The organism is Caballeronia sp. (assembly GCF_028292365.1).
In the GTDB taxonomy this organism is placed as follows: Bacteria; Pseudomonadota; Gammaproteobacteria; order Burkholderiales; family Burkholderiaceae; genus Caballeronia.
The window spans coordinates 1-12738 of sequence record NZ_JAQGMM010000651.1 but is presented as its reverse complement, the minus strand read 5'-3'; the positions used below and the strand labels follow the sequence as shown (position 1 = coordinate 12738).

General features: G+C 59.7%; 12 protein-coding genes. 4 read left to right on the top strand and 8 right to left on the bottom strand.

The features are described 5' to 3' along the window. Nucleotides 1-25: 25 nt before the first annotated feature. Nucleotides 26-1582, top strand: coding sequence for a PucR family transcriptional regulator (locus JWR14_RS37570; protein WP_299719744.1), 1557 nt, complete (start codon nt 26-28; stop codon nt 1580-1582). 103 nt (nt 1583-1685) lie between these two features. Continuing rightward, nucleotides 1686-3080: an aspartate aminotransferase family protein gene (locus tag JWR14_RS37565; protein ID WP_299719742.1), complete on the top strand. Its 1395-nt coding sequence runs from the start codon at nt 1686-1688 to the stop codon at nt 3078-3080. A gap of 34 nt (nt 3081-3114) precedes the next feature. On the opposite strand, the gene JWR14_RS37560 is transcribed toward JWR14_RS37565, so the two are convergent. The 3 genes from JWR14_RS37560 to JWR14_RS37550 form a co-directional block, all read right to left on the bottom strand. Then, nucleotides 3115-3609 (bottom strand): Lrp/AsnC family transcriptional regulator, encoded by a 495-nt coding sequence (locus tag JWR14_RS37560; RefSeq protein ID WP_299719739.1) that lies wholly within the window; start codon nt 3607-3609, stop codon nt 3115-3117. A gap of 45 nt (nt 3610-3654) precedes the next feature. Further along, the gene (locus JWR14_RS37555; RefSeq protein ID WP_299719737.1) at nt 3655-4380 is read right to left on the bottom strand and encodes a haloacid dehalogenase type II; all 726 of its coding nucleotides are present in this window, start codon (nt 4378-4380) and stop codon (nt 3655-3657) included. Between the two features lie 90 nt (nt 4381-4470). Further along, nucleotides 4471-5196 carry a haloacid dehalogenase type II gene (locus JWR14_RS37550; protein WP_299719735.1) on the bottom strand — a complete coding sequence of 242 codons (726 nt, stop codon included), beginning with the start codon at nt 5194-5196 and terminating at the stop codon, nt 4471-4473. Nucleotides 5197-5470: 274 nt separating this feature from the next. Here JWR14_RS37550 and JWR14_RS37545 point away from each other — a divergent pair, with 274 nt between their 5' ends. Next, a complete protein-coding gene (locus JWR14_RS37545; RefSeq protein WP_299719733.1) occupies nt 5471-6391 on the top strand; it encodes an EamA family transporter in 921 nt (306 codons plus the stop codon). Between the two features lie 59 nt (nt 6392-6450). On the opposite strand, the gene JWR14_RS37540 is transcribed toward JWR14_RS37545, so the two are convergent. The 5 genes from JWR14_RS37540 to JWR14_RS37520 form a co-directional block, all read right to left on the bottom strand. After that, nucleotides 6451-7437, bottom strand: coding sequence for an NrtA/SsuA/CpmA family ABC transporter substrate-binding protein (locus JWR14_RS37540; RefSeq protein ID WP_299719731.1), 987 nt, complete (start codon nt 7435-7437; stop codon nt 6451-6453). A 94-nt stretch (nt 7438-7531) separates the two neighbouring features. Beyond that, nucleotides 7532-8254: an ABC transporter ATP-binding protein gene (locus tag JWR14_RS37535; RefSeq protein ID WP_299719729.1), complete on the bottom strand. Its 723-nt coding sequence runs from the start codon at nt 8252-8254 to the stop codon at nt 7532-7534. Next, a complete protein-coding gene (locus JWR14_RS37530; protein ID WP_299719727.1) occupies nt 8254-9123 on the bottom strand; it encodes an ABC transporter permease subunit in 870 nt (289 codons plus the stop codon). Before JWR14_RS37530 ends, JWR14_RS37535 begins: the two co-directional genes overlap by 1 nt. Nucleotides 9124-9277: 154 nt before the next feature. Further along, the gene (locus tag JWR14_RS37525) at nt 9278-10510 is read right to left on the bottom strand and encodes a sensor histidine kinase (protein ID WP_299719725.1); all 1233 of its coding nucleotides are present in this window, start codon (nt 10508-10510) and stop codon (nt 9278-9280) included. Nucleotides 10511-10683: 173 nt separating this feature from the next. After that, on the bottom strand, nt 10684-11643 hold the full coding sequence (locus JWR14_RS37520) for a LysR family transcriptional regulator (protein WP_299719723.1): 960 nt from the start codon (nt 11641-11643) through the stop codon (nt 10684-10686). Between the two features lie 120 nt (nt 11644-11763). Between JWR14_RS37520 and JWR14_RS37515 the strand changes: the two genes are divergently transcribed. Next, nucleotides 11764-12696 carry a dihydrodipicolinate synthase family protein gene (locus JWR14_RS37515; RefSeq protein WP_299719721.1) on the top strand — a complete coding sequence of 311 codons (933 nt, stop codon included), beginning with the start codon at nt 11764-11766 and terminating at the stop codon, nt 12694-12696. Nucleotides 12697-12738: the final 42 nt, after the last annotated feature.

Genomic DNA, 12738 nt, shown 5'->3' with positions numbered 1-12738 from the left:
CGTCACGCTGCATTTACGGAGAAAAATGAAACTCGATACCGCCATAAGGGAGACGATATTACGTGACGCCGAAGTAGTGGCAGGTTCGCACATGCTGGACCGGGAGATCACGTGGGTTCACATGGTCGATCACCCGGACATAGCGCAATGGGTGAAGCCGGGCGAGTTGTTGCTGACGACCGGGTACAACTGGCCGAGCGACGAAGTTTCCTCGCGAGAGCTGGTCAGAAACCTCAGCAAGGTGGGGCTTGCAGGCGTGGTACTCGCCGTGCCCCACTTTCGCGAACACTTCCCGCCCGAGGCGCTTGAAGAGGCCAACCAGGTTGGCTTGCCGCTTCTCGAACTGCCCTGGGATGTTCCGTTCAGCGAGGTCACGCACGAAATACTCGCGAAGATCATCAACTTCCAGGGCGACATCATCGAGCGGTCGGAAAAGCTGCACCGGGCACTCACCAACGCGGCCGTCTCCGCTACCAACCTGTCCGACATCGCAGCCGCGCTGACCAGCCTGCTCGGGCGTTTCGTGACGTTCACCGATCCGGCCGGCGGCATCCTGGGGGGATCGGATACGGTTGAAGCGCTCACCCTGCTCGAACCTCAATTTGTTGGCGCGGTGCACGGTGGCTCGCTGCCCGTCGACCTCACGGCAATGCAACGGCCGCTAGCGGTGGCGTTCACCACGGGGCATCGAATTGTCTTCCCCGTCCGTCTGCACGATACCGTCGTCGCACTCATCTGGCTTGACCTCGCGGGCGACGAAACGCAAGAACTCGATGCGCGAGCAATCGAACATGCAAGCGTCGTGGCAGCGCTGCACATGATGCACCAGCGGCAACTCGCCCAACAGGAAGACCGCCTTGGGTATGCGCTTGTGGCAGGTCTTCTGGATGGCGAATTTTCAGCGACGGCCGCTGCCCTCGAACGGGCCCGGGTATGTGGCTGGAGCGATTCAAAGGCTTATCGCGTGTGCCTGGTTCTACTCGATGAGCCAATTCCATTGACGCCGGAAGGGCTCGAACGACGCGAGCGCTGGGTCGACTCACTCAAGCGCGAGTTGCGTGCCAGGAAGCTTCCCGAGCTCATCGCGATCTGGCTGAACCAGCTCAAGTTTATCGTTCCGGAAGATGCCTCGGCATTGTCATTGTGGGAAGCGCTGTCGGATAAACGCTCCGCCATGGCGATCAGCCGGATTCACACTGGCGTGAAGGGGATGGCAGTTGGCGCGCAGGACGTCGACGCGCTTGTACCGACATTACGCCCCGGACGCCTGCATCAATTCGACGAAATTCTTTTCCCTCGCGCGTTGATGGGCGATCCGAACGCACGTGATCTGCTGGTCGAGCGACTGATCGGGCCACTCTCCGAGAAACGGCGTGGGGAATCGCTGCTGGAAACAGTGTGCACGCTAGCGGACGAGGGCTTCCAGCTCGCCAACACGGCAAAGGCATTAGGCATTCATATCAGCACGCTGCGTTATCGCGTCGAGCGCATCGAAAGCATACTGAAGCTGTCACTCGAAGATCCGAAGATGCGGTTTCAGTTGCAAGTCGCGGTGGCGCTGTATCGTCTTCGAGAAGATTAACTGGTTTCTTTCATACGCTTCGTAGGATGACCGCCGTCATATTTCACGCTTTAATCTGAGGAACCGGCTCATCCATCAAGCACTTCCGAAACGAGGTACCCCCATGTCGATCAAGTCACTCACCGAAGCCGACCGCAAGCATCTGATCCACCCGGTCGTCAGCTATCGTGCACATGAAGCACGCGGCGTCACCATTCTCGAGTCCGGCCGGGGCGCTTACCTGCGCGACGCAAACGGCAATGAACTGCTCGATGCCTTCGCCGGGTTGTGGTGTGTCAATGTGGGTTATGGCCAGGACAGTATCGTCAAAGCCGCATCTGAACAGATGGCCCGCCTGCCCTACGCGACCGGCTATTTTCATTTCGGCTCGGAGCCGGCGATCGAACTTGCGGAACAGCTCGTCAGTAAGGCTCCGCAATCCCTGCAACACGTCTATTTCACGCTCGGCGGATCCGATGCAGTGGACTCCGCCATTCGCTTTATTACGCACTACTACAATGCGACGACACGCCCGTCGAAAAAACACATCATCGCGCTCGAACGGGGTTATCACGGTTCATCCTCCGTGGGTGCGGGATTGACCGCGATTGCGAGCTTCCATCGCAACTTCGACGTGCCGCTGCGCACCCAGCACCACATTCCGTCGCCCTACCGCTACCGCAGCGCGACACCCGACAATCCGCAAGCGATTATCGCGGCGTCAGTCGCCGCCCTCGAAGCCAGGGTCGCCGAACTCGGCGCCGAGAACGTCGCGGCATTCTTCTGCGAGCCGGTACAGGGTTCGGGCGGGGTTATCGTGCCGCCCGCAGGATGGCTCAAGGCAATGAGTCAAGTTTGCCGCAAGCTAGACATCCTGTTCGTGGCTGACGAAGTGATCACCGCGTTCGGCCGTACAGGCCCGCTCTTCGCTTGCGAGACAGAAGGCGTGGAACCGGACCTCATGACCGTCGCCAAGGGCCTCACCGCCGGCTATGCGCCGATGGGCGCCGTGCTGATGTCTGACGCGGTCTATCAAGGCATAGCGGACGGCGCGGACAAGTCGGTTGTGATCGGCCACGGCCAGACCTATTCCGCGCACCCGGTCAGCGCCGCAATCGGACTTGAAGTCATGCGCCTTTATCACGAGGGAGGATTGCTGGCCAACGGCATCGCACAGGCGCCGCATTTCGCAAAAGGACTCGACGCGTTGCTGACACATCCGCTAGTGGGTGACTCGCGCCATATCGGCCTGCTCGGCGCGCTCGAACTGGTGTCGGACAAAGAGTCGAAGAAGGGATTCGATGCATCGCTCAAGCTGCCTGAACGCATCTTCGAAACCGCGTACAAGAACAAGATCATATTCCGCGCATTCGGCGACAACATCCTCGGTTTCGCGCCCGCACTCTGCTACACACAAGACGATTTCGCGCTGATGTTCGAGCGTGTGGAGAAGACGCTGGACGACCTGCTCGAACACGCAGATGTACGAGCGGCGTTGCGCAGCAAAGCCATTGCTTAAGCAACGCCGCGATCGATTGCCGACGTGACGGACCTCATTGTTCGTCCGTCAGCAGTCTGTCCAACGGCGCGACGTGCTTCACGAACGGCGACCTGATGACGATGTAGCTGAAGTACTTCTCGATGCCGAGGTTGAGATCCAGCAGCCGTTCCACCACCTCCTGATAGTGGCCAATATTGCCGACGAGAAACTTCAGCAAATAGTCATACCCTCCGCTGACCAGATGACATTCGATGATCTCGTCGATCTCCCGGACATTCGCTTCAAACCGGATGAAATCCTCGCGCCGGTGGTCTTGCAGCATCACCTCGGTAAACACCGTCACCGTAGTGGTCAGCTTGGCAAGATTGAGGTGCGCACCGTATCCGGAGATAATGCCCGACGATTCGAGCCGTTTGACTCGCTGAAGGCATGGACTCGGTGACAGCCCGACGGCGTTGGCCAGGTTTGCATTCGTTATATTGCCGTTCTTCTGCAGTTCCGCCAGGATCTTGATGTCGATCCGATCCAGTTTTTGTCGAGTGGTCATGTCGGGCTCTCGCGTCCGGTGATTTTTTCAGGCGGGTCTATCCGGTCACCCTCTGCTTAGCTCTTCGTGGTGCGCCTTCACCAGTTGCGCCATGCTCGTAAACTTGAACTCGACCGACGGCTCATTGACCGTGCGCATGGTGGCGCCAAAGCCCCGTTGCTCGAACCGGCGGTAGATCCAGCAGGATTTTATGCCAAGCTCGGCTGCCGGTTCATGATCGTGGAATATGCTGTCCGCAATGTGCAGCGTCTCTTCCTTGCGCACACCAAGGGAAGGAAGGAGTTCAAGCATGTAGTCGAAATTGCGGTGCGAGGGTTTATAAGAACCGACATCTTCCGCCGTGATGACCGCGTCGAAGTCTACTTGCAACATCGACCTGCTGCCGGAGAAACTTTCATTGTCGACGTTGGACAGGATGATCAGCTTGAAGTACTTCTTCAGATATTGAAGCGTACTCGCGGAGTCGGGGAAAGCGGGCCACTGCCCCACTGAGCGTCCGTATTCATATGACTCTTCCATCGTATAGGGAACGCCCCATTCCTCTGCGAGCCGCTTGAAGACGACTGCGAGCAACTCCCTGTATGGCATCTCCGGCGTGTAGCGCTGCTGAGAAGACTCATGACGCGCATGCGCCTCAAGCACCTCGTCACGCGTCAACGGCCGCTCAAGGCGATTGATCAGAGGCATGAGACCCGCTGTTATGCCGCGTTCCCAGTCGATCAACGTGCCGTAACAATCGAAGGTGAGCGCCCTGAATTCAGTGAGTCGCACCTGAACCTCCTAAAAAATAAATCGCATTGGACTGCGCAGGCCGCGACCTGCCGCGCAACATCCTCTAGCGCGGCAGACGCTATTCAGGCGTTACTTTTCCAGCAAGGCTTCCTGATGCGCTTTCACAAGCGCCGCCATGCTGTTGAAGCGGAAGTCCACCTTAGGCTGCTGGCCCGGATTCATTGTCGCACCGAAGCCCTCCTTGTCGTGGCGGCGATAAATCCAGCAGGATGCCAGGCCAAATTCGTTGGCCGGCTTGTGATCGTGAAACAGGCTCTCGGCGGTATGCAGGATTTTCTCCTTGCTGATCCCGCGGTCACCCAGCTTCTCCAGCATATAGTCGAAATTACGCGGCGACGGCTTGTACGATCCCACGTCTTCGGCTGTGATGATCGCGTCGAACTCGACCTGCAGTTTCGCATTGCTGCAGGTGAAGCTTTCGTTATCGATGTTCGACAGGATAACGAGTTTGTAATACTTCTTGAGGTATCGCAGGGCTTCTGCCGAATCATCGAAAGCCGGCCAGTTCTGCACTGACTTTCCGTACGCTACGCAGTCCTCCAGCGTGAACGGCACCTGCCATTCTTCAGCCAGCCGCTTATACACAATGGGGAGCAGTTCCTGATACCGCTTGGCAGGCGTGTATTTCTGCTGCGAGGATTCGTGACGTGCATGAGCCTCAAGGACCTGATCGCGTGTCAGCGGCTGCTTGACGCGCTCAAGAAGGGTACGCAGGCCTTGAAAAATCCCGGTCTCCCAGTCAATCAAGGTCCCGTAGCAGTCGAACGTCAGCGTATCGAAGTCGGTGAGTTTCATAACAATTTGCCCTCAGTTGTTCACAGGATGAGACCACAGTGTATTGACTCGTGGCAGCAGCCGTTACTGATGTCGAGATCAGCATCAGCATCCGCTTTCGTGTGACAACGGGTCGGCAGCAGATTCTGCTGTCGCGTTTCCAGCCTCGCGAATACCGATCAACGAAAGCGCCCGCCGCGCAGCATGCGTGCACTGAATTCCGCCCCTCTCTCCTACTTTACCCGCAAGATACCGCTCGCCTCCCGCTGCGATACGCCGGATGACTCGAACGGAGATGTACCGCAGAGTCAAGCGCTTTGGGGTTTCGTTGATGGCTTTATTCGGAGTCATGGTCACGGTACTGATGTGGAGCACACTGGCATCATGCGTCGTCGTGCTCGGTCATCTACCGCCCCTGTTCGTCAACGGCGTCGCCCTGACAGTGGGCGGTTTGCTGGGGTTACCCTGGGCGCGCGACTGGCGGATACCACCGCTACTCGCGGTCGTTGGATCTGCGGGCATGTTCGCATATCACGTCGTCTATTTTTACGCGCTTCAGCTCGGTGACCCAGTCGGCGTCAGCCTGATCCATTATCTGTGGCCGATACTGATCGTCATTCTCTCACCCGTCTTCACACGTGACGTCCGCATCAGCTGTCGCCATCTCGTGCCGGCCGTCATAGGATTCGCGGGCGCAATTTTGGCCTGCGTAGCATCTTGGGGAACGGCCTCGGGAAGCGGAACAGATCCGACGGCATCGGGGATAGGCCATGCTGGAATCGCGACGACATGCGTCGCCTACGCGCTGGCCTTGTTATCCGCTTTTGCCTGGGCTGCCTACTCGCTGTTGGGCACGCGCTACCGGCAAGTCCCCAGTCACTCCGTTGGGCTTTTCTGTTTGAGCGCCGGCCTCGGGTGTCTTGCCCTCTACTTTTCCAGCTCTTCGTGGCCGCACGTGACAATTGCCGATGCCGGCGTTCTCATGTACATGGGGTTGGGCCCCATGGGAGGAGCGTTCTACCTCTGGGATTTTGCAATGAAGCGAGGCGATCCACGCAAGACAGCCGTCCTGAGCTATGCAATCCCGGTCGTGTCGACGCTCTTCCTGTCGGCTTACCTGCGTGTTCCAATGACACCGGCGCTGTGGGCCGGCGCTCTTCTGGTGACGGTGTCTGTGGCGATGGCGTCGCGCAGCCAGATCTCGCGCGGTGCTTGAGCGCGCGAGGCAAACGCACCTAAAATGTCGACGGCTCGTCACAGCATGCCCCGCGTCAATCAAACCTTCGCGAGATACTCCGACACATTGATCTTCTGCGGCAGGACGCTGCGCGCCGCCAGCCAGTCCGCCGCTTTTTGCAGATCCTGCACGAAGGCTTTATCGCCGACACCGTGCATGTTGAACTTGCGCTTCATGCTGCTAAGCGTATTGCGGACTTCATCGCTGTAATGACCCTGCTGCTGGGCGATCGTCTCCGCTTCGAGTGAGTTCTCCGATGCCCATTTCGCCTCCTGTCCGTATGCAGCGTTGACCGCCTTCACCAGATCGGCGTTGTCCTCGGCAAACTTGCGCGTGGTCACGTAGGAATTGAAGTCGATCTGGAAATCCAGGTCCCGCCCTTCGAGAAAGATGTTGTGGCCTTTGTAGTTTGCACGCGCAATATCCACGCCGGGACTCCACATCGACCACGCGTCGATCTTGCCTTGTGAGAATGCGGGCGCAGCATCCGGCGGATTAAGGTAGACGAACTTCACTGCATCGCGCGGTACCTTGTGTTTTTCGAGTGCGGCCACGAGCAGGAATTCGCCGAGTCCCGAACGATTCACCGCGACCGTCTTGCCCACCAGATCTTCCACCCGGTCAATGCCCGATCCGTCCTTCGCGATGATTGCCGTGCTGCGCGGATCAACGACGCAAAACTGCGTGAATACGAGCGGTGAACCCGCGATCATGGCCGCCAACGCCGGGGTCGTGCTGCCGCCGAAGCTGAAGTCTGCGCTGCCGCCAGTGACCGCGGCAAGCGATGGCGCGTGATTGGGGAATGGCCCGATCCACTCCACTTTGACATTGTCTTTCGCGAGGGTTTTTTCGAACTCGCCGCGGACTTTTGCGAGCATCGGCAAGCCGCCGAGCCCCCAGCCAAGGCGGACCGTATCGGTTTTGCGGCTGCCGCAGGCGGCCAGGCCCGTGGCTAACGCCGATGCAGCCACGGTGGTTTGAAGGAAGCGGCGGCGCGACCAGATAGAGGAACTTGGATTTGACATGGTTGAGTTGGAGTCGGACAGATGAACGGAATCACACCCGCCATTGAAGGCAGGCGAGAGGCAATACGAATTGAATGGGAGATGACGCCCTGGACTAATGAGTGGCGGTGTCGGCAGCGGTGTCAGCATCGACGCCGAGTTGCGCGAGCAATGTCTCCCGCAGTGCGGGCCGGGACGCCTCCGTCACGCGATACTCGGCGGCAATCGCACCGCCACGCATGATCAACGCACGATCCGCAAGGGCAATCGCCTCGTCCACGTCGTGCGTAACGAGCAATACGCCGGGCTGATGGCGCTCGATCAAATGCTTCACCAGACGCTGCATCTTGATGCGCGTCAGTGCGTCGAGCGCCGCGAACGGTTCGTCTAGCAACAACAGTTGTGGCTCCTGCACGAGCGCACGCGCCAGCGCCACGCGTTGCGCCTGACCACCGGACAAATTTCGCGGCCAGTCTTCCAGCCGTTCACCCAGTCCTACCTCCGCCAGCGCCGCTTGTGCGGCCGCCAGGCTTTGCGGGCCCGGGGCGAGCCCAAGCGCGACGTTGCGCGAGAGCGTCTCCCACGGCAACAAACGTGGCTCCTGGAACACGACAGCCGGCAAACGCGGCCCGTCGATCGAACCACCATTGATAGGATCAAGCCCCGACAACGCCCGCAACAAGGTAGTCTTGCCGCAGCCGCTTTCACCCAGCAACGCGACGAATTCGCCCCGTTCGATTCGCAGGTTCAAACTATCGATAACGATTCGCTCTCCGTACGAACGCCGCAGATTACGCACGACCACTGCTGCGCCCGACGGCTTCAAAGGTGCACTCATCAGCGGGACGCCTTCGCAAAATTCACATGCCACGAGAGCAACCGGCGTTCGAGAAAACGCGCAAGTTGATCCGCCAGAACGCCAATCGCCGCATAGATCACGATGGTCATCACGATCACATCGGTACGCAGGAATTCGCGTGCGTCCATCGCGAGAAAGCCGATGCCCGTACTGGTCGCAATGGTCTCCGCAACCACCAGCGCGAGCCACGCCGTAGCCAGCGCATAACGTACGCCTGCCAGCACCGACGGCAATGCGCCGGGCAACACAATGCGCCGGATCAGTGTCCAGTTTGACAGCCCGAGCACGCGGCCGAGTTCGATGAGTTTGGGATCGACCTGACGAATCCCGAGGACGGTGTTGATGTAGATCGGGAACATGACGCCAAGCGACACCAGGAAGATCTTGCCTGCCTCGCCCACGCCGAACCACACGATCACCAGCGGCAACACCGCAAGAAACGGAATGGCACGCAACATCTGGATGTTGCGGTCGAGAAATGCCTCGGCCACTTTGGAAAAGCCCACGGCCGTGCCGAGCATGAACCCGATCGAGCCGCCAATTACGAAGCCGGTTGCGGCACGCAGCAGACTCACGGCCATGTCGCCGATCAAACGCCCCTCTTTCACCAGTTCAAAGGCGGTGAGAGCGACCTTCGATGGCGCGGGCAGCACGTTCGGCGACAAAGCCCCGAGACGTGCGAACAACTCCCACGCGATCAACAGCAGGACCGGCATGCCCCACGACACATAACGCAGCCAGGGAGACACCGGGCCCGCATGGTTGGGCTTGTGCGTGACGACGGGATTCGCTTCGGGATCAAGCTGCGAATGGAGAACGGATGCTCCGCGGGCCAGTACGTCTGCCATCGGTTGAAGATTCCTTTTGTCCGGGTGGCTCGCCGCGCCCAATGCGATAACGAGCATCAGCAAATGCTAGCCACACGATGTTAAACAAAAGGAAAAATACTGGAACCACATAAAACTTCTATGCTTAGCAGCGGTGCCGCGAAACATCGAAACATCAGCCCACTGCAGCCCCGCCATCAATTTCAAGCACCAGCGGAAAACGCACTTCGAACACACTGCCCCGGCCTTTGTACGATTCAAAACGGATCACGCCCTGTAGTTCGAGCGCAAGTTCCTTCACAATTGCCAGCCCCAACCCGGTGCCGGGAATCTCGTCGGAAGCCGCGCGTTCGAATTCCTCGAACACGCGTTCGCGATCCTCTTCGCTGATCCCCATACCCGTGTCCGACACGCGCAGCGTCCAGTGCTTCGCGTCTGACACGACGATCGCCAGTTCCACCTCGCCCGTCGTGGTGTATTTGATCGCGTTGGACAGCAGGTTAAGCGCGATCTGCTTCATCTTCAGCCGGTTGGACGTGATCATGCTTAATGCCGGATCAACGCGCCCTTTGAGCGTCAGCCCCTTCGCGCTGGCCGACCCGTGGCAGAGCTGCATGAGTTCATCGAAGAATTCGGTCAGGTCGAAACGCTCGACCGTCAGGATGGAGTCATCGCCGAGCACTTTCGAGTATTCGCCCATTTCATCGACGAGCGTGGCCATGTCGGTCACTTGCCGTTTTGCTAGCGCAATTGCCCGTTCGTTTTTCGCCTGTGAGCGCCCGATCAGTTGCAGCGCGGTGGCGAACACGTTCAGGAAGTTGCGCAGGTCATGAGCCACGCGGCGGGCGACCTGCATGCGGGTTTCGTAAAGGTCGCTGATCAACTTCTGCCGGAGGGTCAGTTCCTGATTCGCGCGTTCCAGCATGCCGGTGTATTCGTCGAGTTTCCGGTCGCGCTCGCCCACCGCCTCGCGAACGGACGTGAGCGTAACGAAACTGAGTGTCTGGTCGGTGATCAGACGTGCGCGTTCCTCGCGCTTGCGGTCAAATGAGCGATTGTGCTCTGCGTAATCGCCAATGGCCGCGAGCAGGACCTGACGGAACAAGTCCAGTTCGCGAACCAGTTCGTCAACGCGATAACCCTGCTGCCAGCGCCATTTCCCGTGTTCGCGCGCGTCATGTTCGATCGCGTGTTCCTGCGTATCCATGTCTTGCGATTCGAGTACGAGACAGATTTCATCGAAAATGCGCGGGACGTGATCGGCAAGCTGCCGGTAGGTGAGGTCGTCGGAATGCTCTACCTCGGCGTCGCCAAAGACGAGCTGCATCCAGCGGTCGGTGAGCTGCGTCTGCTGCCCACGCAAGGCGGTGGCGAGGCCGTTCAAGGCGCCGATGGTGATTTGGCTCATGCCCGAGATCCGTAAGCTGTAGTGCGCCGGGTCGGCGCCTGGGGTCATGCTGATGCCGGCAGGGGTGGATGGCGCCCGCCGGAACGCTCGGTCCGGGTATTGGATGCGAGTGGGTAAAGTATAAGACGACGCCATGGCGGGAAGCGGATTGGTTTGCGCGTGCCCGGCCGGCGTCAGTTCCCGCTTGCCGCGGTGAGTGACATCGGCGTGCTTGCGTCCATCAGGCGTTGGACAAACTGGCGCGCCGACGGCGACAGCACGCCCACCTTGCGCGTCACGATCCCGAACGTCTGCGACTTCGACTTGAATCCGATCGGCAGCGTACGCAGCATGCGATGCTTGCAAAACAGCCGGGCAACTCCCGCCGGCAACACCGAAACCAGGTCGGCGCTACATTGCAGCAACGCGACTGTCACGAACGTCGACGCCGTCGAGATCGCGCTCACCGGCACCTGCGCCCCCGCCAGGTCCATCTCGCGCTGCAACAGCGCCTGCATGGGCATGGCGCTGGGATATGTGACCCACCGATGCCCGCCCAGATCGGCAAACGTCAGCTCATTGGCTGCAAACGGCGGGTGATCGTAGCCCACCACCACGGACAAAGGCTCATCGCCCAGCGGCCGATACATATATCTCGCGGGTTCATCACTGACGATCGAACGGCCGACAACCAGATCCAGCCGGCCTTCATCGAGCAGCGCCAGCATCCGCGCGCTCGTGTCCTCGACTATTTCGATCGATAAACCCGGGTTGCTCACCTGCAACTCGTTCAGGATCGGCACTACCAGGTCCGGCACCGAGCCCATGATCGCGCCCACCGCCAGACGGCCGCCCGTGCCCGAGCGGATATCGGCGACTTCCTGGCATAGCGAGGTCAGGTCGGCCGCCAGCAGCCGCGCGTAGCGGATGACGCAAAAACCGAACTGGTTCGGCACCAGCCCTTTCTTCGCGCGTTCGAACAACGGCGCCTCCAGCATCGATTCCAGCTCGGCAAGCGCCTTGCTGGCCGCCGATTGCGTCATCGACATCGCGCTCGAGGCTTTATGCAGCGACTTGTGGTCATCGAGCGCAATCAGCAACTGCAACTGCTTCATGCGCAAGCGGCCCATTAATACATCCAGCGTGGATTTCATCGCGCGTTCGTCAAACCTTCAAGGTGAGTCGCAAAAGCGATCACTAGATGGAAAGGTTTCACTATACAGCGCCTTCTGCCTGCACCTATAGTGGTCTCAAACAGATAATGGAGACTCTCAATGCCCAATCCGACTAACGGCGCAATCTACCGCGGCGTGTTCCCGGTCGCCCCGACGGTCTTCGACGCCTCCGGCCGCCTCGATCTCGACGGCCAGCGACGCGCGATCGATTTCATGATCGACGCCGGATCGCACGGCTTGTGCATCCTCGCCAACTTCTCCGAACAATTCGCGCTCACCGACGACGAACGCGCCGTGGTGCAGAAAGCCGTGCTGGAACACGTGGCCGGCCGCGTACCGGTGATCGTGACCACCACGCACTTCAGCAGCGATGTCTGCGCGGCCCGCAGTCGCGCCGCGCAAGACGCAGGCGCCGCGATGGTCATGGTCATGCCGCCGTATCACGGCGCGACCATCCGCGTGGGCGAACGCGGGATTTATGAGTTCTTCAACCGCGTGTCCGACGCCATCGACATCCCGATCATGATCCAGGACGCGCCGGTCGCCGGCACGCCGCTCTCCGCGCCGTTTCTGGCGAAGCTCGCGAAGGAAGTCGCGAACGTGTCGTACTTCAAGATCGAAACGGCGCAAGCGGCGTCAAAGCTGCGCGAACTGATCGAACTGGGCGGCGACGCGATCATCGGTCCGTGGGACGGCGAAGAAGCCATCACGCTGATCCCGGATTTCGATGCCGGCGCAACGGGCGCGATGACCGGCGGCGGTTATCCGGACGGGATTCGCAAGATTGTCGACGCTTACACATCCGGTGATACAGAAGGCGCCGCCAAGCTGTATGAGCAATGGCTGCCGCTCATCAACTACGAGAACCGCCAATGCGGTCTCGCAGCCTGCAAGGCGCTGATGATGGAAGGTGGCGTGATCCACTCCGACACCACGCGTCACCCTTTTGCGTCGATGCATCCATCGACTCGCGCCGGCCTGCTGAAAGTCGCACGCCGCCTCGATCCGCTCGTGCTGAGCTGGGGCAAGTAACGCAATCCGCACGCTCAATTACTCCAACAGGATTCAAACCAT

Coding starts and splice junctions, on each gene's coding strand:
- JWR14_RS37550 (WP_299719735.1), bottom strand. CDS start 5,196: ATGAAACTCACCGACTTCGATACGCTGACGTTCGACTGCTACGGGACC.
- JWR14_RS37565 (WP_299719742.1), top strand. CDS start 1,686: ATGTCGATCAAGTCACTCACCGAAGCCGACCGCAAGCATCTGATCCAC.
- JWR14_RS37570 (WP_299719744.1), top strand. CDS start 26: ATGAAACTCGATACCGCCATAAGGGAGACGATATTACGTGACGCCGAA.
- JWR14_RS37535 (WP_299719729.1), bottom strand. CDS start 8,254: ATGAGTGCACCTTTGAAGCCGTCGGGCGCAGCAGTGGTCGTGCGTAAT.
- JWR14_RS37560 (WP_299719739.1), bottom strand. CDS start 3,609: ATGACCACTCGACAAAAACTGGATCGGATCGACATCAAGATCCTGGCG.
- JWR14_RS37515 (WP_299719721.1), top strand. CDS start 11,764: ATGCCCAATCCGACTAACGGCGCAATCTACCGCGGCGTGTTCCCGGTC.
- JWR14_RS37530 (WP_299719727.1), bottom strand. CDS start 9,123: ATGGCAGACGTACTGGCCCGCGGAGCATCCGTTCTCCATTCGCAGCTT.
- JWR14_RS37525 (WP_299719725.1), bottom strand. CDS start 10,510: ATGAGCCAAATCACCATCGGCGCCTTGAACGGCCTCGCCACCGCCTTG.
- JWR14_RS37520 (WP_299719723.1), bottom strand. CDS start 11,643: ATGAAATCCACGCTGGATGTATTAATGGGCCGCTTGCGCATGAAGCAG.
- JWR14_RS37545 (WP_299719733.1), top strand. CDS start 5,471: ATGTACCGCAGAGTCAAGCGCTTTGGGGTTTCGTTGATGGCTTTATTC.
- JWR14_RS37540 (WP_299719731.1), bottom strand. CDS start 7,437: ATGTCAAATCCAAGTTCCTCTATCTGGTCGCGCCGCCGCTTCCTTCAA.